Origin of the sequence: Streptomyces sp. T12, from assembly GCF_028736035.1 — a bacterium.
Lineage (GTDB): Bacteria > Actinomycetota > Actinomycetes > Streptomycetales > Streptomycetaceae > Streptomyces.
Map to the genome: position 1 here is coordinate 1,513,316 of NZ_CP117866.1, position 19,783 is coordinate 1,533,098.

Genomic DNA, 19,783 nt, shown 5'->3' on the forward strand with positions numbered 1-19,783 from the left:
CTCAGTGGCCCCGCTGCCGCAGCGCCGACCCCGATCTCCCCTTCACGACCTCCAGCTGGGCATGGATCCGCCGCCGCAGATCGGCGACATGGCTGACGATCCCGACGCTGCGGTCGCGCTCACGCAGGGAGTCGAGGACGTCGAGCACCTCGTCGAGGGTCTGGTCGTCGAGGCTGCCGAAGCCCTCGTCGATGAAGAGGGTGTCGAGGCGGACCCCGCCGGCCTCGTCGGTGACGACGTCCGCGAGGCCGAGGGCGAGGGCGAGGGAGGCGAAGAACGTCTCGCCGCCCGACAGCGTCGCCGTGTCCCGCTCGCGCCCGGTCCAGGCGTCGACGACGTGCAGCCCCAGCCCGCTGCGGCCGCGGCCGGCCCGGTCGTCGGAGTGGACGAGGGTGTAGCGGCCCGACGACATGCGCTGCAGCCGTGCGGTCGCGGCGGCGGCGACCTGTTCGAGGCGGGCCGCCAGCACGTACGACTCCAGGCGCATCTTGCGTTCGTTGTCCGCCGAGGTGCCGGCCGTCAGAGCGGCGAGGCGGGCCACGCGGTCGTACTGCTCGCGCAGCGGGGCGAGTTGGCGTACGGCGGTGGCCGCGCGGGCGGACAGCCGGTCGAGCTCGGTGCAGCGGCGGGCGGCCGCGTCGCGCGCGGAGGCGGCGTCGCGGACGCGCTGTGCCGCGGCGGCAGCGGCACGCTCCGCGGAACCGAGGTCGGCGGGCGGCTGCCGGCCGGCGGCCGCGGTGTCGGTCTCGGCGAGGACGGCGCGTACGGCTGCCTCCTCGGACTGCCAGGCGTCCAGCCGTCGTTGGAGCTCGCGGTGGGCGGCGTCGTCGAGGAGCGCGGCGGCCGCGGCCTGCGGGGTGTCGAAGCCCGCGCGGAAGGCGGCGTCGGCCAGGCGGGCGTCGGCGTCCTTGAGCCGCTGGGCGGTGTCCTCGGCGGCGCGCGCGGTGTCGGCGGCGTCGGTGAGCAGCGCGACCTGCCGCTCCAGCTGCGCGGCCCGCGCGGCCACGCTGGCGGCGGCGCCACGGGCCTGTGCCAACTCCGCTTCCAGGGCGCCCTTCTCGCGGTCCAGCCGCTCGCGGTGGCCGACCCGGGCGGCGGCTCGGACGGCCGCCTGCTGCTGAGCGGAGGTGCGCTGCTCGTGCTCCGCCTCGGCCCGTCGCAGCTCCTCGTGGCCGGAGTGCAGCGTGGAGGCGTCCCTGCGGGCCTGCGTGAACAGCCGCTCCAACTTGTCGGCGGCTTCCGCGAGTTGGCTGGTCGGCAGGTCGCCGGCCTCGGCGCTCGCGGCGGCCAGGGCTTCCCGTACGACGCCCAGGCGCCGTTCGTGCTCGGCGTGCCGTTCCTCGGCCCGCTGGTATGCGGCCAGCGCCCGCTCCTCGGCTTCCCGGTCGACGTGTCCAGCGTCCTTGCGGGCGGGTGCGGGGTGGTCGGTGGCGCCGCAGACAGCGCAGGGTTCGCCGTCCTCGAGCTGTGCGGCGAGTTCGGCGGCGATGCCGTTGAGGCGCTGTTCCTTGACGTCCAGCCAGTGCGCCTTGGCCTTCAGCGCCGACTCCTGGGCGTCGGAAGCCTGTCGGGCGGCCGTTTCCGTGTCGCCGGCCAGCTGGTCGCGCATCCGAGCGGCGGCGAGCCGCTGCCGGGCGGGCTCGCGCTGCACGGCCAGCTGGTCGGCGCGGCTCGCGGACTCCTGTGCGGACTCGATACGGGCCTGCAGTGCGGCCCGGGCCTCCTCCCACCCGGCGAGCCAGGCCTCCGCCTCCAGCCGGACGTCGTCGTCCGCCCGCTCCTGGCCATCCAGATCCGCGCGCTCCGCGACGAGTTCGGCCAACCGCTGCTCGCCGCGACGGGCCGACTCCAGCCCGCCCAGCTCCTCGGCGACCCGACGCGCGGCGGCGGCGAGCCCCGCGGCACCGGCGTCGGCGAAGTCGTCCGGCGTCCGGGCAGACGCGTGCGCCCCAAGGGCCTCGCCGTGCCCGTCGACAGAGACGTCCTCCGGCCGGAAAACCATGTGCCCGGCTCCGGGGCGGCCGCCAGGTCCGTCCCCCGTGCCACGATCCGCCCCCACACCCGCGCCTCCCTCACCGAAGGCACCTCGCAGCAGCGCACGCGCGCGTGCCTCTGCCACGGCCGCCCGCCGGTGTTCGGCGTCGGTGGCCTCCCGCAGCTCCAGCGCCGGTGCCACGGCCTCGGCCTTGCGGGCCCGCTCCATGCTTGCCTGCGCCTCCCGGTGCGCGTCGGCCCTCTCCTGAAGCAGCCGGGCCCGCTCCCGCGCCTCGGCGAACCGCCGCTGCAGCCGGGCCACTTCGCGTACGCCGGCCAGGGCGTGGTCGGCGGCCGCCTGGGCGGACTCGGCGGCCAGGAGGCGGCAGTGGGCGACGGTCAGCTGCTCGCGGGCGATGCTGCGGGCGATGGCGGCGGCACCGAGGATGGCGTCGGCCAGGCCCGGCTCGCCCGGTGCCAGGTCGGGCAACCGCATGGCGTCACCCGCCGCCTGCTGCATGCGATGGGCGTCGGCCAGCAGCGCGGCGTCGCCGTCGCGCACCTGGGTCTCGGCCGACCGTCGGCGCTCGGCGAGGCGCTTCTCGACCTCGGCGAAGCGGTGGGTGTCGAAGAGGCGGCCCAGCAGCTTGCCGCGGGCCTCGGCGTCGGCGCGCAGGAAGCGGGCGAAGTCGCCCTGGGGCAGCAGCACGACCTGGCAGAACTGCTCGCGGCTCATGCCGAGCAGCTGGGTGACCTCCTCGCCGATCTCCTGGTGCGAGCGGCTGAGGTCCTTCCAGGTCCCGGCCTGCGCGTCGTACTCGCGCAGCCAGCTCTGCGCCTTGTCGAGCGTCGTGCCGGTGCCGCGCTTCTTGGGGCGCTCCCAGGGCGGTTGCCGGGTGATCTCCAACCGGCGTCCGGCGACGGTGAGTTCGAGGCGGACTTCCGTGCGGGCGCCGACCGCGGCGTGGTCGCTGCGCAGGTTCATGCCACCCTGGCCGCTCTGCCGGGCGCCCGGCACGGAGCCGTAGAGCGCGTAGCAGACGGCGTCCAGGACGGAGGTCTTCCCGGCGCCGGTCGGTCCGTGCAGCAGGAAGAGCCCGGCCGTCGACAGCGCGTCGAAGTCGACGCTCTGGGAGCCACCGAAGGGCCCGAACGCCGTCACGTCGAGGCGGTGGAGCCTCATCGCGCCACCTCCCGCACGGCCTCGTCGGCCCGCACCGCGTCGAAGGCGTCCCGCAGCACGCCCTGTTCGCGCTCGTCGGGCCCGGCGCCCCGCACATGCGCCACGAAGTCCTCCGCGATCTCCTGGTCGCTCCGGTCCGCGAGCCGCTTCGCATAGGACACGTCGGGATCGTCCGGCGCCCGCTCGGGGGCGAAGACCAGGATGAGCGTGTGCGGGAAGCGCTCGGCGAGACGGGCCATGGGGTCCGCCGGGCGCACGGCGTCCGTGAGCGTCGCCTCGACCCACGCCTCCTCGTGCCGCGCGAGCCCGGGATCGGCGAGCAGTTCCTCCAACGTCCCCCGGATCCGGGCCAGCGCACGCGGCACCGGGCACTCGACGCGCTCAGCGGCGACCGCGCCGTCGGCGTCCAGGTCGACGAGCCACATGCTCTTGCGGTGGTCGGCCTCCGAGAAGGAGTACGGCAGCGGCGAGCCCGAGTAGCGGACGCGCTCGGTGATGGTCTGGCTGCCGTGCAGATGGCCCAGTGCCGCGTAGTCCACGCCGTCGAAGACCCCGGCAGGTACCGCGGCCACCCCGCCCACGGTGATGTCCCGCTCGCTGTCGCTGGCCTCGCCCCCGGTGACGAAGGCGTGCGCGAGGACGACCGACCGCGTGCCACGCGCACGTGCGGCGAGGTCGGCCCGTACCCGGTCCATAGCGGCGGCGAGCACGGCCTCGTGCCCGGGCTTGTCGACGCCGAACTCGTCCTTCACCAGGGCGGGTTCGAGATAGGGCAGGCCGTAGAAGGCCACGTCGCCGAAGTCGTCCCGAAGCACGACCGGTGTGCCGCACGCCGCGGGCTCGGTCCGCAGATGGATGCCGGCCCGCCCGATCAGCCCCGCGCCCACACCGAGCCGGCGCGCCGAGTCGTGGTTCCCGGAGATCATCACCGTCGGCACACCGAGGTCGGCGAGCCGGTGCAGGGCATCGTCGAACAGCTCGACCGCGGCGAGCGGCGGCACCGCCCGGTCGTACACGTCTCCCGAGACGACCACCGCGTCCACGCCGCGCTCGCGCACGGTCGTGACGAGATGGCCGATGAACTCGGCCTGGGCCCCGAGCATGTTCACCCGGTGGAACGCCCGGCCGAGATGCCAGTCGGAGGTGTGCAGAATTCTCATGAAATCGCTCTGAACCGCACGTTTGCCCCTACTGCACCTCTGAAACCAGCACGAACCAGCACAGGGCTCGCCGTCAACACCCGCCACGCTAACGCATGCCGCACTCAGGGCGTCTTGCGCGCCGCAACATTGTCATGGACGGACCGGCGCGATCGACGTATCGTGCCTCGGCCGCACGCTGTTCCGCGGACCGTTTCCTTTCTCGTCCGTGGGGGCCCATCGCCATGTCCGCATCCAGTGATCCACGTCCAGGTCCCCTGCTGCCCGCAGGTGCGCCCGTGTCGTCTCTCGGTCTCCTGGTCGCAGCCGTCGCAGGGCTCGCTCTGATTGCCCTGTGTGACCTGTTCAGCCTGTTCGCCGGTTTTCGGCTCCGGGCGGCGATCGACGGAGACGGGGGCTTCGTCACGGCTGCGCAGCAGGAACTGGAAGCCGCTTCCTCGCTGTACGAGACGGCCGGGCGGTACCAGGTCATCGTGTACTTGCCCGCCGCGATCGTGTTCGTCGTCTGGTTTTTCCGTATGCGCCGCAACACCGGGCTTCTGGCGCCGGACCAGTTCGGCCGGGGCCCCGGTTGGGCCATTGGAGCCTGGCTCATTCCGCTGGTGAACCTCTGGATGCCGTACCGCATCGCCCTCGACATGTGGGGGGCCGCTACTCCCCTACCAGCCGAGGGCGAGCGGTACCGGGCGCGGACCTGGCCGGTGAACCTGTGGTGGGCTCTGTTCGTCTTCAGCGTCCTGTTCAATCGGTACGCCGGGACGAAATACAAGGACGCCGAGACGTTGACGGAGATCAGGGACGGGGTGGTGCAGTACATGGCCGCCGACGTGGTGCACATCGTCGCCGCCGCTGCCGCCGTGTACTTCGCCGTCCGGCTGACCGCCATGCAGCGGCTCAAGGCGGTTGAGGGGCCGTACCTGTCTGTGGTCGTCAAGGGCGCGTCGGCCTGAGGCATCGACAGGGTCCACCTCGGGCCGGAACGGGCCGCGTGCCGCTGCGGTAGGTGGAGATGCCCAGGGCCAGCAGCCAGTAACTGAGGATCGCCCCCATCAGGGCGATGCCCGCGACGCCGGTCAGGCGCCGCGCGAAGGTTTCCGTCATGGGTGTCCCCCGGGTTGGTGCGTGTGGTGGATGCGCGTCGGTTCGTTTACCGACGGTGTGAATCCTGCCGCTCGCGGTGGTCGTCGTCGCTGGGCCTGAACACCGAAAGAGGGGTGGTCCCGACACCACCCCTTGAGGGCACGCCGTACTGCATCGCCTGAGCAGGTGGATCAGCGCACACACATCGGTGGAATGCAGCCCGGCTCGTGCTGTTCAGCGCTCCTCGTCGGGGATTCGTCCCTCGTCGAGGTCCGCCATGAACCGCTCCAGACGCCTTGCCGCGTCGGCGAGATCGTGCTTGGCCGCTGCCGTGATGACCAGCAGCTTGCGGGTCAGCGCCATCCGTACGCCCTCCGGGACTTGCAGTGCGCGCACCCTTGCGTGTGCTTCCTTCAGCGGGACCGCGACCGCCGCGTAGAGCTGGAGTTGGCCGTCTGGTTCCACCTCAGGAGACAGGGGACCGACGCCCTTCTCAGTGCCGCCGATACGCACGCGCCTCTGTCCGACGGCAGTGTGCCGGTGCGCCCGCGTCACCGCTTCTTCTGCTCCGGATTCCGATGAGGACGGGGCCGAGTGCTGGTTCAGCCACTTGGAGAATCGCGCCAGGCCGGCCTCTGGGTCGAACGCCTCTTCCGCCTGCCGGTCCGCCTCGTGGGACAGTGCACCGTAGATGCCGCGGAGCACAGACTCCGTCCTGTCGTCCGTACGATCCTCGTCCGTCATGACTGTGAGCCTCCCTTCTGCGGCTTGTCCAGGTCGAACGGCAGGTATGGGCCCACCTCGTCGATCAGCGTGCGGCGCGCGGTGGACAGGTGGGCGCTGACGGTCTTTTCCGTCATACCCAGGATGCTTGAGATTTCGCGGTAGGTGTACCCGCATCGCCACCGCAGGAGCGCGGCCGCGTGCTGTCGGGGAGGCATTCGCTCGATCACCTTCCAGCAGTGCTCCAACGCCGCCTCGGTAAGTGCGAGATGGCAGGTGTCCTGTGGAGACGCCTGGTAGAGCCGGTCCCATACCTCGGCCTGGTATCGCCGGGCCCGTTCGTTTCTACGGAAATAGTCGATGGCGATGTTCGACGCAGCACCGAACAGCCACCCTGCAAGGGATTCGGCTCCCAAGCGGCGTAACCGACCCCAATTTCCAGCGGCGGCCCGGAAGGTGTCCTGTACAACATCCTCGGTGGTCTGCTTGTCCCGCTTGGTGAGCAGGAAGACGTGGCCGAACAGCCGCTGGGCGTGATCGCGGTGGCAACGTTCGAGCTCCGCACACCATTCGCGGGGAATCGGCTGCGGAGGCGGTTCCGTCACCCCGCACCCCCGGGCCACTGAGTGCCGTGCTCGTCCCTGTCGTGGCGGGCAGGGAGCGGATCGGGGTGTGAACTGCTTCCGACTCTCACCCACAGTTCCGGACAGCCTGGGCCTCGTCCCTGCACCACGATGCTGTCGGTGGGGGCCGTACGGAACACGGCCACCAAGGTCTTGCGCCGGGACCGCTCCGCACACAGGTGATAGATCATCACAGCGACTCCCATCACCCCCAGTGAGACCAGAAACGGCCAGCTCCCGTGACCTGATACCACCATCACCCCGGCCGCCGGCACAGCAGCCTTGCTCATTCTCATGCCACCAGGTCGCGCCGGGAGGGAAAAACCCTTAGACGTCATCTCACGTGTGCGGTCTCGACTCCCTTACGGGCGATGCGGTGCCGGACTCATCGGTGTGCTGCCGCGGTGCCGTCCCCCTCAAGCGTCCCCGTACGCCTCTTCCCCGAGCTCGAACCCCGCCGTCCCCGCCGTCGCATCCGCGAGCCACGCCCGGAACGCCTCCACATCGGCGTCCGGCAGACCGATCTCGATCGTGACCGCCTCTCCGTACTGCACGTCCCGTACCTCGCGCCCGGTCGACCTCAGGTCGTTCTGCACCTTGCCCGCGCGCTGGTGGTCGACGGTCACCGTGGCCAGCCGGAAGCGGCGCCGCGTGAGGGTGCCGAGGGTGTCCAGCGCCTCGCCGACCGCTCCGCCGTACGCCCGGATCAGCCCGCCGGCACCGAGCTTGACGCCGCCGTAGTAGCGGGTGACGACGGCGACGACGTACCGCATGTCGCGGCGCAGCAGCATCTGGAGCATGGGGACGCCGGCCGTGCCGCCCGGTTCGCCGTCGTCGCTCGCCTTCTGGATCGCGGCGTCGGCGCCGATGACGTAGGCCCAGCAGTTGTGGGTGGCGGCGGCGTGCTCCTTGCGGATGGCGGCGAGGAAGTCCTGGGCCTCCTGTTCGGTGGCCGCCGGGGCGAGCGCACAGATGAAGCGTGAGCGGTTGACCTCGGTCTCGTGCACGCCCGCGTGGGCGACTGTGCGGTATTCGTCCTGCATCCGGCCAGCCTATGCGCAGCGCCCGCGGCCGCCCGCGCGGGAGGCGCTCACTTCTTCTTGCCCCGGGCCACCATCACGCCCGTCAGCAGGGCCGTGCCGGGCGCGAGGGCCCGCCAGGTGGGGCCGTGCCAGGCCAGTACGGCGATCGCCGATGTCGGGAACTTCGTACGGACCTGGTCCAGCGCGTCGTCCAGGCCGTCCCCGGCGAGTTCGAGGACGAGCTCCTCCAGGCCGGGGTTGTGCCCGACCAACAGCAGCGTCTCGACCTCGGAGGGCACCTCGTGCACGACCGCCAGCAGGTCGGGTACGTCCGCCGCGTACAGCCGCGGCTCGTGGCGCACCGGCGGCGGCGTGCCCCACTGGGCGGCGGCCAGTTCCCAGGTTTCACGCGCGCGTACGGCGGTCGAGCACAGGGCGAGGTCCGGCAGACAGTCGGCTTCGGCCAGCATCCGGCCCGCGGCCGGGGCGTCCCGGTGGCCGCGCGGGGCCAGTGGGCGTTCGTGGTCGGCGACGCCGTCCGGCCAGGCGGACTTGGCGTGCCGCAGGACGACCAGGCGGCGCAGCGGGCCCGCTCCGATACGCGCGGTCATGCCGGGGTTCCCAGGTCGCGGGTGAGGTCGAGGCCGAGGAGGCGGTCGGCGTAGGCGTACGTCTCGAAGCGGGCGCCGTCCGACAGGTCCGGTGCGGTCTCCACCCGGCGCAGGACCGCAAGCACCCCGGGGACGTCGAGGTCGTCCTCCCAGGCGGTACGGAGCTCTGTCCGCACCTCGTCGGGGATGGGCCGCGACGGCTGCCGCGCCCACGCGGCGACGGCACGGCGCCAGCGCAGGAGGGTGTCGTGGGCTTCGCCGAGGGCGGTCGCGTCGAGCCGTTCGGGCACGCTCCTGCGCCGGGAGAGCAGCGCGAGGCGCAGGGCGGCGGGGTCGGCCTCCCCGGGGGGCGCCTCCGAGTGCACGGGCGCGACGGCGACCCGTACGCCGTCGGGTTCCGCGCCGCCCTCGCGGACGACGTGGATGACCTGCGCCTCGCCCAGGCCCGATGCGGCGTCCCGGCCTTCCTCGAAGGGCCGGATGCCCAGCGCCGCGGCGCCGGCCCGCAGCTCCGCCTGCTGCCGGTCGTCGTCGAGCAGTGCCCAGACCGGCGTACCGCCGAGCTCCAGGGCACGGACGAGCAGGTCGGCGACCAGCAGGACGCGCAGGGCGGTGACGTCGAAGCCGTCCGTATGCGCCTCGATGCGGGTCAGGCCCCGGCGGGCGGGCGCGGCGTCGACGGGCTCGCCGGTTCGGGCGTCGATGATGCGCAGCACGGAGCGAGCGTAGGCGGCCGCGCGGTCGTCCGCAGCCATCCGGCCCGCTTTCCGGTCAGCGTGGCGCACGTCGGGTCTGTCGGGAGTTCGCTGGTCATCCATGGCCGTACGGTCCGTTCACGCGCGCGACGCGTCTGTCGTACCCGGGCATCGCCACCCCCTGCCGTGCGGATTGCCCGAACGGTACTGCGCCCGGGCCCGCCCGGACAGGAGTGCGGACCGGGGCTACTGGAGTTGCCCCTCGCCGCCTGCGCCAGAGCCGCGTACGCGAGCGCCGCAGCCGCGACGGAGCAGGGCAGCCGTGTACACGTCCGCCGTCGCCGCCGCGGCCGTGGCCCAGCCGAAGGACCGGGCATGCCGGACCGCGGCCTCGCTCATCCGGGCGGAGCGCGCCGGGTCGTCGGCGAAGCCGTACAGCGCCCGCGCGTAGTCCGCCGGATCGTGCCCGGGTACGAGAACGCCGCTCACCCCGTCTCGTACGGCCACCGGCAGGCCACCGACCTCCGCGGCGATCACCGGGGTGCCACACGCCTGTGCCTCGACGGCCACCAGACCGAAGGACTCGCTGTGGGAAGGCATGACCAGGACGGAGGACGCCCGGTACCAGTCGGCGAGCCGGTCCTGGCCGACCGGCGGCCGGAACAGCACGACGTCCGAGATGCCGAGGCGGGCCGCCAGCTTCTGCAGGCCTTCCGGCCTGGCCAGGCCGCTGCCGCTGGGCCCGCCCACGACCGGCACCACGATCCGCTCACGCAGCCACGGCCGCTCCTCCAACAGCCGGGCCACCGCGCGCAGCAGGACATCAGGCGCCTTCAGCGGCTGTATGCGGCCTACGAACAAGGGCATCAGCGCGTCCTGCGGGAGGCCGAGGCGGGACCGGGCCGCGGCGCGTCCGGCCTCGACACCCCGGGCGTCGGGGCGGAAGCGCTCCAGGTCGACTCCGGGGTGGACGACGGCGACCCGGCCGCTGTCGGCGTCGTAGTGGCGGAGCAGTTCGTCCGCTTCCTTCTCGGTGTTGGCTATCAACCGGTCGGCGGCGTGTACGACTTCGGTCTCGCCGAGCACCCGGGCGGCGGGCTCGGGGTTGTCGCCGTCGGCCAGGTTGGCGTTCTTGACCTTGGCCATGGTGTGCATGGCGTGGACGAGCGGGACGCCCCACCGCTCGGCGGCGAGCCGGCCGACGTGGCCGGAGAGCCAGTAGTGGGAGTGGACCACGTCGTAGTGGCCGGGGTGGTGGCCTGCCCAGGCCTGCGTCACGCCGTGCGCGAAGGCGCACAGCTGGGCGGGCAGGTCCTCCTTGGCCAGACCTTCGTAGGGTCCGGCGGCCACGTGCCGTACCAGGACGCCGGGCGCGAGTTCGACGGTGGGCGGAAGTGCGGCGGAGGTGGCCCGGGTGAAGATCTCCACCTCGATGTCGAGGGCGGCGAGGCGCTTGGCCAGCTCGACGATGTAGACGTTCATGCCGCCCGCGTCGCCGGTGCCGGGCTGGTGCAGCGGTGAGGTGTGCACGCTGAGCATGGCGACGCGGCGGGGGCGGCCGTGGGCGCCGGGTGTCCGCGTCCGGGGCGGGCCCACGAGGGTGTACCGGCTCACCTCGCCGACTCTCCCGCCATGGCCCCGGCACGCAGGTCGAGGCGCTGCTCGCCCGCGTACACGTTCATGGAGCTGCCGCGCAGGAAGCCGACGAGGGTGAGCCCCGTCTCCGCCGCCAGATCCACGGCGAGGGAGGACGGCGCCGAGACCGCCGCCAGCACCGGGATGCCCGCCATGACCGCCTTCTGCGCCAGCTCGAAGGAGGCCCGCCCGGACACGAGCAGGATGGTGCGGGCCAGCGGCAGTTCGCCATTGCGCAGTGCGCGGCCGATCAGCTTGTCGACGGCGTTGTGCCGTCCCACGTCCTCGCGCAGGTCGAGAAGGCCACCCTCGGGCGAGAACAGCGCGGCGGCGTGCAGACCGCCCGTGCGGTCGAACACCCGCTGCGCTGCCCGGAGTTGATCGGGCAGAGCTGCCAGCAGCTCCGGGGTGACCCGGACCGGGGGTGTGTCGGCGATCGGCCATCGTGCCGTGGTGCGTACGGCGTCCAGGCTGGCCTTGCCGCACAGGCCGCAGGACGACGTGGTGTACACGTTGCGTTCGAGCGTGATGTCGGGGAGCGGTACGCCGGGGGCGAGTTGCACGTCGACGACGTTGTACGTGTTCGAGCCGTCCTGCGTGGCGCCCGCGCAGTACACGATGTTCGCGACGTCCTCGGCCCGGCTCACGACGCCCTCGCTCACCAGGAAGCCGGCGGCGAGCGCGAAGTCGTCCCCGGGCGTGCGCATGGTGATCGCCAGCGGCTTGCCGCCGAGCCGGATCTCCAGTGGCTCCTCCGCCACCAGTGTGTCCGGACGTACGCTCAGCGCGCCGTCCCGGATGCGCACGACGCGCCGTCGCTCGGTGACCCGTCCCATGGCCTCACTCCCAGTTCTGTCGGTGGACGTCGTTCCCCCCTACGGGCTCGGCCGTCAGCCCCCGATGGCCGACATCGGCCGGTCGGGCTGCCGGAAGGACGGCTCGTCGAGTCCGGAGCCGGCCTTCTTCCCCCACATCGCGCGCTTCCACAGCCCCGCGATCTCCTCGTCCGGCACCCCGGAGCGCAGTGAGGCGATGACAGCGACCCGGGCCGGGCCGCCGTCGACGATCCAGCGCTCGGCGGGCGCGGAGCCGCGCGCCTCATCCGGCTCGGGGGTGAGCGTGAAACGGGTGCGCAGGCTCTCCAGTACGTCCCCGGCGGTGATCATGCCGTCGCGCTGCCGGCCGTGCTGGGCGTCGAGCGGCACCTGCTCGACGAACCGGAGTTCGTAGTCGTTCTCCATGGCCCACGCGAGCAGTTCGGGTGCCTCGTCGTCGTTGAGTCCGGGCATCAGGACGGCGTTGACCTTCACCGGGGTGAGCCCGGCGGCCTGGGCCGCGGCCAAGCCCCGCAGCACGTCGTGGTGGCGGTCCCGCCGGGTCAGGGCCTTGAAGACGGCGGGGCGCAGCGTGTCCAGCGAGACGTTGACCCGGTCCAGGCCGGCGTGCCCCAGGGCTTCGGCGGTGCGCTCCAGGCCGATGCCGTTGATGGTCAGCGACAGCCGGGGGCGCGGTGCGAGGGCGGCGCACCGCTCGACGATCCCGACGAGGCCGGGGCGCAGCAGCGGCTCGCCGCCGGTGAACCGGACCTCGTCCACGCCGAGTTCGGTGACCGCGATCCGGACGAGCCGTACGACCTCGTCGTCCGTGAGCAGGTCGGGGTTGGCCAGCCGGCGCAGGCCCTGTTCCGGCATGCAGTACGTGCAGCGCAGGTTGCTCCCCCACTCTCGGCTTCGCTCGAGCGGGGGGACCCCCACGTCGGTGAGCGAGACCCGCAGGTCGGTGGCGACTCGGCCGTAGGTGTCGATGGGCATTGGCTGCGGCCCTTTCTCTCCCGCTCGGTCCTTCTCCTGCTTCGGCCTTCCCCCGCCGCGTCCGTCTCCTCAGCACTCGATGACGTTGACGGCGAGGCCGCCGCGGGCGGTCTCCTTGTACTTGACCTTCATGTCGGCGCCGGTCTCCTTCATGGTCTTGATGACCTTGTCGAGGGAGACGTGGTGGCGGCCGTCGCCGCGCAGCGCCATGCGGGCGGCGGTGACGGCCTTGACCGCGGCCATGCCGTTGCGCTCGATGCAGGGGATCTGGACGAGGCCGCCGACCGGGTCGCAGGTGAGGCCGAGGTTGTGCTCCATGCCGATCTCGGCGGCGTTCTCGACCTGTTCGGGGCTGCCGCCGAGGACCTCGGCGAGACCACCGGCGGCCATCGAGCAGGCCGAGCCGACCTCGCCCTGGCAGCCGACCTCGGCGCCGGAGATGGACGCGTTCTCCTTGAACAGCAGGCCGATGGCGCCCGCCGCGAGGAGGAAGCGCACGATGCCTTCCTCGTCGGCGCCCGGCACGAAGGCGAGGAAGTACTGAAGGACGGCGGGGATGATGCCGGCCGCGCCGTTGGTCGGGGCGGTCACGACCCGGCCGCCCGCGGCGTTCTCCTCGTTCACGGCCATCGCGTAGAGGGTCACCCATTCCATGGCGCGGCCCGCCGGGTCACCCTCGCTGCGCAGCGCCCGGGCCGCCGACGCGGCCCGCCGACGGACCTTCAGACCGCCGGGGAGGATGCCCTCACGGCCGAGTCCGCGTGCGACACATGCCTCCATGACCCGCCAGATCTCCAGCAGGCCCGCACGGATCTCCTCCTCGGTGCGCCATGCCTTCTCGTTCTCCAGCATCAGCGCGGAGATCGACAGGCCGGTCTCCTTCGTGAGGCGCAGCAGGTCGTCGCCGGTGCTGAACGGGTGGGCCGGCACCGTGTCGTCGGGCTTGATGCGGTCCGCGCCGACCGCGTCCTCGTCGACGACGAAGCCCCCGCCCACGGAGTAGTACGTCTTCTCCAGCAGCGGTACGCCGTCGCCGTCGTACGCGAAGAGGATCATGCCGTTGGCGTGGTACGGCAGCGATCGCCGGCGGTGCAGGACCAGCTGGGTCGAGGCGTCGAAGTCGATCTCGTGGGCCGGGCCGATCTCGGCACCGAGGAGGCGAATGCGTCCGGTGCCGCGGATCCGCTCGACGTCCAGTTCGGCCCGGGCGACGTCGACCGTGTGCGGCTCGTAGCCCTCCAGGCCCAGCAGCACCGCCTTGGGCGTGCCGTGGCCGTGGCCGGTGGCGCCGAGGGAGCCGAACAACTCCGCCCGCACCGCGGCGGTCTGGGCGAGCACGCCGTCCTGCTTCAGCCGGGCGACGAACATCCCGGCGGCGCGCATCGGTCCGACGGTGTGCGAACTGGACGGGCCGATGCCTATGGAGAACAGGTCGAAGACGCTGATTGCCACGCCATACTCCGTGAGATTGGCGGGGCGTGCCGAGCGGTCACGGCACGCCCCTGCGGGAGGGGGTCGGTTACAGGCCGGGGTACAGCGGGTGCTTGTCCGCCAGCGCCTTGACCCGGGCCTTGAGCGCTTCGGCGTCGTACGCCGGCTTCAGTGCCGCGGCGATGACGTCCGCGACCTCGGCGAAGTCCTCGGCCTGGAAGCCACGGGTGGCCAGGGCCGGGGTGCCGATGCGCAGGCCCGAGGTCACCATCGGCGGGCGCGGGTCGTTCGGGACGGCGTTGCGGTTGACCGTGATGCCGACCTCGTGGAGACGGTCCTCGGCCTGCTGGCCGTCCAGCTCGGACTCGCGCAGGTCGACCAGGATCAGGTGCACGTCCGTGCCGCCGGACAGCACGTTCACGCCGGCCTCACGGGCGTCGGCGGCCGTCAGGCGCTCGGCGAGGATGCGGGCGCCGTCGACCGTGCGGCGCTGGCGCTCCTTGAACTCCTCGCTCGCGGCGACCTTGAAGGAGACCGCCTTGGCCGCGATCACGTGCTCCAGGGGGCCGCCCTGGAAGCCCGGGAAGACGGACGAGTTCAGCTTCTTCGCGAAGGCCTGCTTGGCGAGGATGATGCCGCCGCGCGGGCCGCCCAGGGTCTTGTGGGTGGTGGAGGTGACGACGTCCGCGTACTCGACCGGGTTGGGGTGCAGGCCCGCCGCGACCAGACCGGCGAAGTGCGCCATGTCGACCCACAGGTACGCCTCGACCTCGTCGGCGATCCGGCGGAACTCGGCGAAGTCCAGCTGCCGCGGATACGCCGACCAGCCGGCGATGATCACCTTCGGCCGGTGCTCCTTGGCGAGCCGCTCGACCTCGGCCATGTCCACGAGACCGGAGTCGTCCACGTGGTACGGGACCACGTTGAACTGCTTGCCGGAGAAGTTCAGCCGCATCCCGTGGGTGAGGTGACCGCCGTGCGCCAGGTCCAGTCCGAGGATGGTGTCGCCGGGCTGGGCGAGGGCGAACAGGGCGGCCTGGTTGGCGGAGGCGCCGGAGTGGGGCTGGACGTTGGCGTACTCGGCGCCGAACAGCTCCTTGACCCGGTCGATGGCGATCTGCTCGGCGACGTCGACGTGCTCACATCCGCCGTAGTAGCGCCGGCCCGGGTAGCCCTCGGCGTACTTGTTGGTGGCGACCGAGCCCTGCGCCTCCATGACCGCGACCGGCGCGAAGTTCTCGGAGGCGATCATCTCCAGGGTGGACTGCTGGCGCTCCAGCTCGGCGTCGAGCGCGGCGGCGATGGCCGGGTCCAGCTCGTGCAGGGGCTGGTTGAACAGGGTCATCGGCGGTCTCCTTGGGTGTGGGCACAGTGGGCGGCGTAGGCATCGGGGGTCAGCGCGCCGGCGATGTTCTCGACGCGCAGCCGGAACAGCCAGCCGCCGGTGTAGGGGGCGGCGTTGACGACGCCGGGGTCGTCGGCCAGCGCGGTGTTGACTTCCAGGACCCGGCCCGAGGCGGGGGCGTACAGGCCGCTGACGGCGGTCAGTGACTCGATCCGCCCGCAGCTCTCCCCCGCCTCGACCCAGGAACCGACCGCGGGCAGACGGAGGTCGACCACATCACCGAGGGCCTTCGCCGCGAACGCGGTGATGCCGACGGTGGCGTTGCCCTCGTCCACGACGAGCCACTCGTGGTCCCAGGTGTAACGCAGGTGTCGCGGAATGCTCGTGTCGGTCTCCCCTGCGGATCCCCGGGAGAGTTGGGGCGCGGAGGTCATGACACGACGGCCGCGGCGGCGGGGACGAGGGTGCGGCGGAGCCGGTTGAAGAACTTCGGCTGGTTGAGGGAGAGCACGGCGACGGGGGTGCCCTCGCGCCGGTAGACGGCCGTGAAGGTGCGGCTGTCGATGTCGCCCTCGACGACCTCGGGCTCGGCACCGGGGACGACGTATCCGGCGACCTGGATGCGGCTTTGGTACTGGTCGGACCAGAAGTACGGCGCGCTGAGCGGGGCGGCGGCCGGCACACCGGTCAGCAGTGTGCGGGCGGCGGTCTTCGCCTGCTCGGTGGCGTTGCTCCAGTGCTCGATGCGGGCGTGCCGTCCGGTGAACGGGTTGGGGCAGCGGGCGACGTCACCGACGGCGACCACGCCTGGGATGCCGGTGGAACAGCCGGAGTCGCACACGACGCCGTCGTCCACCTGCACCCCGGAGCCGGCCAACCAGTCGGTGTTGGGCCGCACTCCCACACCGGCCACGACGATGTCGGCGGGCAGCACCCGCCCGTCCGCCAGCCGTACGCCCGTGACCCGGCCCTCGCCGATCAGTTCGGCCACACCGGTTCCGCACAGCAGCTGAACCCCGTGATCACTGTGGAGCGAGGAGACCACCAGCCCCATCTCACGCCCGAGTTGGCGCTCCAGGGGTACGGGGAGCGCCTCGACGACGGTGACGTGGAGCCCGAGCCGGTGTGCGGTGGAGGCCACCTCGGCACCGATGAACCCGGCGCCGATGACGACGACCCGGGGCAGGCCGTCGAGCAGTTCGGCGCGCAGGGCCTGGGCGTCGTCCAGGGTGCGCAGGGTGTGGACGCCCGCCAGACCGTCGGTGCCGGGGAGAGTGCGGGGGGTGGCGCCGGTCGCGATGACGACACCGTCGGTGCGCACATGGCGTCCGCCGGCCAGGGTGACGGTGCGGGCGACGGAGTCGAGCCGCACGGCGCGCTCGCCGAGCAGCCACTGCGCGTCCAGGATCTCGTACTCGTCCGCGTCGCCGAGCGCGAGCCCCTCGGCGTCGATGTCCCCCTTGAGGAAGTCCTTGGACAGCGGGGGTCGGTCGTAGGGGGTGTGGCGCTCCTCCCCCACGACGACGATCTCGCCGTCATAGCCCTCTGCGCGCAGCGCGCGGACCGTGCTCAGTCCTGCCAGCGACGCTCCGACGACGGTGATGCTCCTCATGCCGGCTCCAGACGGGGAGTTGTCTCACATAACACAACGACATTCGCTATACGCAACATGCTTTCCGCGCGGTGCGGGCGTTGTCAAGGGAGGCGTCACATATCAATTCCTGATGATGCTTCACGTTGCGCGATTCGCAACCTACGCGGGACGGAGAATCCGAGAGTTCACGGTTACGGCGTCGGCTCGTCCCACTGGTCCAAGAGCAGGTCGCCCATGGCTTCGTCGAGCTCGGTCTCGGCGGCGTCCAGGCACTGCTCGCTCCAGATGACCTTGCCGCGATCGGTGTACCGGGTACCCCAGCGCCGGGCGAACTGGGCGACGAGGAACAGCCCTCGGCCGCCCTCGTCGGTGGTGGCCGCGCGGCGCAGATGCGGGGACGTGCTGCTGCCGTCGGCGACCTCGCAGATCAGGCTGTCCCGGTCGTACAACAGCCGCAGGCAGATGGGATCGCCGCCGTAGCGGATGGCGTTGGTGACCAGTTCGCTGAGGATGAGCTCGGTGGTGAAGGCGATCTCGTCCAGGCCCCACTCCCGGAGCCGGCGGGCGCAGGCGGCACGGATGGGGCCGAGGACGGCGGGGTCGGAGGGTACGTCCCAGTCGGCGACCCGGTCCGGGTCGAGCCGTTCGGTGCGGGCCACCAGGAGGGCGATGTCGTCACGGGGGCGGTCGGGCAGCAGGGCGTCGAACACCGCCTGACAGTCCTGTTCCGGGGTCCGGTCGGGGTGCGCCAGGGCCTGCCTGAGGAGTTCGAGGCCGACGCCCATGTCCCGGTCGCGGTCCTCGACGAGCCCGTCGGTGTACAGGGCGAGCCGGGAGCCGTCGGGCAGCTGGAGTTCGGCGGTCTCGACCGGCAGGCCGGCGCCCAGGCCGAGCGGTGGTGAGACCGGGACGTCGGGGAACGAGACGGAGCCGTCGGGGTGGACCAGGGCGGGCCCGGGGTGGCCGGCCCGGGCGACCGTGCAGTGGCCGGAGACCGGGTCGTAGATCGCGAACAGGCAGGTGGCCCCGGTGATGGCCTCGCTCTCCCCGTCGCTGGTCTCCCTCTCGTCGATGCGCACCACCAGCTCGTCCAGGTGGCTCAGGAGCTCGTCCGGGGAGAGGTCGAGAGCACAGAAGTTGTGGACCGCGGTGCGCAGGCGGCCCATGGTCGCGGCCGCGTGCAGACCATGGCCGACGACGTCGCCGACGACGAGGGCGACGCGGGCGCCGGGCAGCGGAATGACGTCGAACCAGTCCCCGCCGACCCCGGCCTGGGCGGGCAGATATCGGTAGGCCGCCTCCAGGCCCGACTGCTCGGGCAGACCGCGCGGCAGCAGGCTGCGTTGCAGGGTGACCGCCATGGTGTGCTCGCGGGTGAAGCGGCGGGCGTTGTCGACGGCGACCGCGGCACGCGCGGCCAGCTCCTCGGCGAAGGCGAGATCGTCCCGCGTGAACGGCTCGCGGTCCGAGCGCCAGAAGTCCACCATGCCGAGCACCGTGTCGCGGGCCTGCAACGGCACCGTGATCAGGGAGTGGATACCGAAGTCCAGCACGCGCCGTGCCCGCTCCGGATCCTGCGCGTGCCAGCCCGGCGCGTCGCTCAGATCGGGCAGCAGCACGGCGTGACCGGTGTGCAGGCCCTGCACCTGCGGCATGGTCGGCACGAAGGTGATCCGCTCCCCCGCCGGGATCAGCGGGTGATCGTCCCGGACGCCGCGTACGGCGATGCGGTCCATGGTGGGGCTCGCGTCGCCGTTCGGTTCCTCGCCCTGCCGGACCGCGTCCAGCAGCTCGACGGTGACGTAGTCGGCGAACCGGGGAACCGCGGTCTCGGCCAGTTCCTCGGCGGTGCGCACCACGTCCAGCGTGGTGCCGATGCGCACCCCGGCGTCGTAGAGCAGCTGTAGGCGTTCGCGGGCCACCTCGGCACGGCCCGCCAGGGCGCGCAGTTCGGTGGTGTCCCGCAGGGTGGCCACGCTCCCGCTCGGGGCGGTCGGCCGCAGGTTGACGGCCAGGAGCCGCTCCCCGGCCAGGATCACCTCGTCGGTGGCCACGCGGTCCGAGGTCAGCAGGGCGGTGGCACGCGGGGCCAGCCCGATGTCGGTGACCCGTCGGCCTTCCCCGTCCTCGGGGAGGTCCAGCAGTCGGCGCGCCTCGTCGTTGGCCAGCAGCAGGCGCCCCTCGCCGCTGACGACGACCACGCCCTCGCGTACCGAGTGCAGGACCGCGTCGTGGTGCTCGTACATCCGTGTCATCTCGGCCGGATCCAGACCATGGGTCTGCCGCCGCAGCCGCCGGCTCACCAGCGCCGTTCCGCCCGTGACCAGCGCCAGCCCGCCGACGGCGGAGCCGATCAGCAGCGGCAGCTGGTCCGTCACCTGCTCGTTGATGCTGCTGAGCGTGATGCCGACGGACACCAGCCCGACGACCTTGCCGTCGGTGTCGAAGACCGGAACCATCGAGTCCGCGGCACGGCCGATGCCGGGCGTGTCATAGGTCTCCTGGTGCACACGGCCGGCGAGCGCCTCGGCGTAGGAGCCGACGACGTGCTTGCCGATGAGGTTCGGGTCGGGGTGGGTCCAGCGGATGCCCTTCGTGTCGAACGCGATGATGTAGGCCACCCCGGAGTCCTTCCGGGCCGCTTCCGCCTGTGGCTGGAGCAGGGCGCTGGGGTCGGGGGACTTCATGGCGGCCAGCGTCCCCGGGGCATGCGCGAAGGTCTCGGCGCCGACGAGCGAGCGCTCGTTCGCCTCCCGGAGGCTCGCGTTCCGGGCCTGGAGCACAAGGGCCGTCAGCGCGGCGATCACCAGCAGCAGGACGACGGCCACCTGGAGGATGAACACCTGGCCCGCGACGCTGTGCACGCTCAGCATGGAGGGCAGACGTACCGAGGGTC

17 protein-coding genes are annotated in these 19,783 nt (G+C 72.2%); 1 reads left to right on the plus strand and 16 read right to left on the minus strand.

Features of this window, described 5'->3' with window-relative positions:
* Position 1 precedes the first annotated feature (1 nt).
* Together PBV52_RS06615 and PBV52_RS06620 are read right to left on the minus strand one after the other, a co-directional pair.
* Positions 2-3,157 (minus strand): SMC family ATPase, encoded by a 3,156-nt coding sequence (locus PBV52_RS06615; RefSeq protein WP_274237347.1) that lies wholly within the window; start codon positions 3,155-3,157, stop codon positions 2-4.
* On the minus strand, positions 3,154-4,317 hold the full coding sequence (locus PBV52_RS06620; protein WP_274237348.1) for an exonuclease SbcCD subunit D: 1,164 nt from the start codon (positions 4,315-4,317) through the stop codon (positions 3,154-3,156). Before PBV52_RS06620 ends, PBV52_RS06615 begins: the two co-directional genes overlap by 4 nt.
* A 278-nt stretch (positions 4,318-4,595) precedes the next feature.
* On the opposite strand from PBV52_RS06620, the gene PBV52_RS06625 reads away from it, so the two are divergent.
* Positions 4,596-5,267: a DUF4328 domain-containing protein gene (locus PBV52_RS06625; RefSeq protein ID WP_274237349.1), complete on the plus strand. Its 672-nt coding sequence runs from the start codon at positions 4,596-4,598 to the stop codon at positions 5,265-5,267.
* On the opposite strand, the gene PBV52_RS06630 is transcribed toward PBV52_RS06625, so the two are convergent.
* The 14 genes from PBV52_RS06630 to PBV52_RS06695 all read right to left on the minus strand — a co-directional run bounded on the left by PBV52_RS06630 (position 5,248) and on the right by PBV52_RS06695 (position 19,760).
* A complete protein-coding gene (locus PBV52_RS06630) occupies positions 5,248-5,418 on the minus strand; it encodes a hypothetical protein (RefSeq protein ID WP_274237350.1) in 171 nt (56 codons plus the stop codon). The genes PBV52_RS06625 and PBV52_RS06630 overlap by 20 nt on opposite strands.
* Positions 5,419-5,631: 213 nt before the next feature.
* Positions 5,632-5,862, minus strand: coding sequence for a hypothetical protein (locus PBV52_RS06635; RefSeq protein ID WP_274249295.1), 231 nt, complete (start codon positions 5,860-5,862; stop codon positions 5,632-5,634).
* A gap of 275 nt (positions 5,863-6,137) precedes the next feature.
* A complete protein-coding gene (locus tag PBV52_RS06640) occupies positions 6,138-6,725 on the minus strand; it encodes an RNA polymerase sigma factor (RefSeq protein WP_274237351.1) in 588 nt (195 codons plus the stop codon).
* Between the two features lie 434 nt (positions 6,726-7,159).
* Entirely contained in the window at positions 7,160-7,786 is a 627-nt protein-coding gene (locus PBV52_RS06645) for a YigZ family protein (protein ID WP_274237352.1), read from the minus strand.
* Positions 7,787-7,833: 47 nt separating this feature from the next.
* Positions 7,834-8,376: a histidine phosphatase family protein gene (locus tag PBV52_RS06650; RefSeq protein WP_274237353.1), complete on the minus strand. Its 543-nt coding sequence runs from the start codon at positions 8,374-8,376 to the stop codon at positions 7,834-7,836.
* Positions 8,373-9,131, minus strand: a complete 759-nt coding sequence (locus PBV52_RS06655) for a hypothetical protein (RefSeq protein ID WP_274237354.1) — start codon at positions 9,129-9,131, stop codon at positions 8,373-8,375. Before PBV52_RS06655 ends, PBV52_RS06650 begins: the two co-directional genes overlap by 4 nt.
* Positions 9,132-9,317: 186 nt before the next feature.
* Positions 9,318-10,685 carry a D-inositol-3-phosphate glycosyltransferase gene (gene mshA / locus PBV52_RS06660; protein WP_274237355.1) on the minus strand — a complete coding sequence of 456 codons (1,368 nt, stop codon included), beginning with the start codon at positions 10,683-10,685 and terminating at the stop codon, positions 9,318-9,320.
* Positions 10,682-11,542, minus strand: coding sequence for a formate dehydrogenase accessory sulfurtransferase FdhD (gene fdhD, locus PBV52_RS06665; protein ID WP_274237356.1), 861 nt, complete (start codon positions 11,540-11,542; stop codon positions 10,682-10,684). The genes mshA and fdhD overlap by 4 nt, the downstream gene beginning before the upstream one ends.
* A 54-nt stretch (positions 11,543-11,596) precedes the next feature.
* Positions 11,597-12,517: a GTP 3',8-cyclase MoaA gene (locus tag PBV52_RS06670; RefSeq protein ID WP_274237357.1), complete on the minus strand. Its 921-nt coding sequence runs from the start codon at positions 12,515-12,517 to the stop codon at positions 11,597-11,599.
* Between the two features lie 69 nt (positions 12,518-12,586).
* Positions 12,587-13,969, minus strand: a complete 1,383-nt coding sequence (locus PBV52_RS06675; protein WP_274237358.1) for an L-serine ammonia-lyase — start codon at positions 13,967-13,969, stop codon at positions 12,587-12,589.
* A gap of 67 nt (positions 13,970-14,036) precedes the next feature.
* Positions 14,037-15,293 (minus strand): serine hydroxymethyltransferase, encoded by a 1,257-nt coding sequence (glyA, locus tag PBV52_RS06680; protein ID WP_274237359.1) that lies wholly within the window; start codon positions 15,291-15,293, stop codon positions 14,037-14,039.
* Positions 15,290-15,727: a glycine cleavage system protein GcvH gene (gcvH, locus tag PBV52_RS06685; RefSeq protein WP_274237360.1), complete on the minus strand. Its 438-nt coding sequence runs from the start codon at positions 15,725-15,727 to the stop codon at positions 15,290-15,292. Before gcvH ends, glyA begins: the two co-directional genes overlap by 4 nt.
* Positions 15,724-16,905: an NAD(P)/FAD-dependent oxidoreductase gene (locus tag PBV52_RS06690; RefSeq protein WP_274237361.1), complete on the minus strand. Its 1,182-nt coding sequence runs from the start codon at positions 16,903-16,905 to the stop codon at positions 15,724-15,726. The genes gcvH and PBV52_RS06690 overlap by 4 nt, the downstream gene beginning before the upstream one ends.
* A 173-nt stretch (positions 16,906-17,078) precedes the next feature.
* Positions 17,079-19,760, minus strand: a complete 2,682-nt coding sequence (locus tag PBV52_RS06695) for a SpoIIE family protein phosphatase (RefSeq protein WP_274249299.1) — start codon at positions 19,758-19,760, stop codon at positions 17,079-17,081.
* Positions 19,761-19,783: the final 23 nt, after the last annotated feature.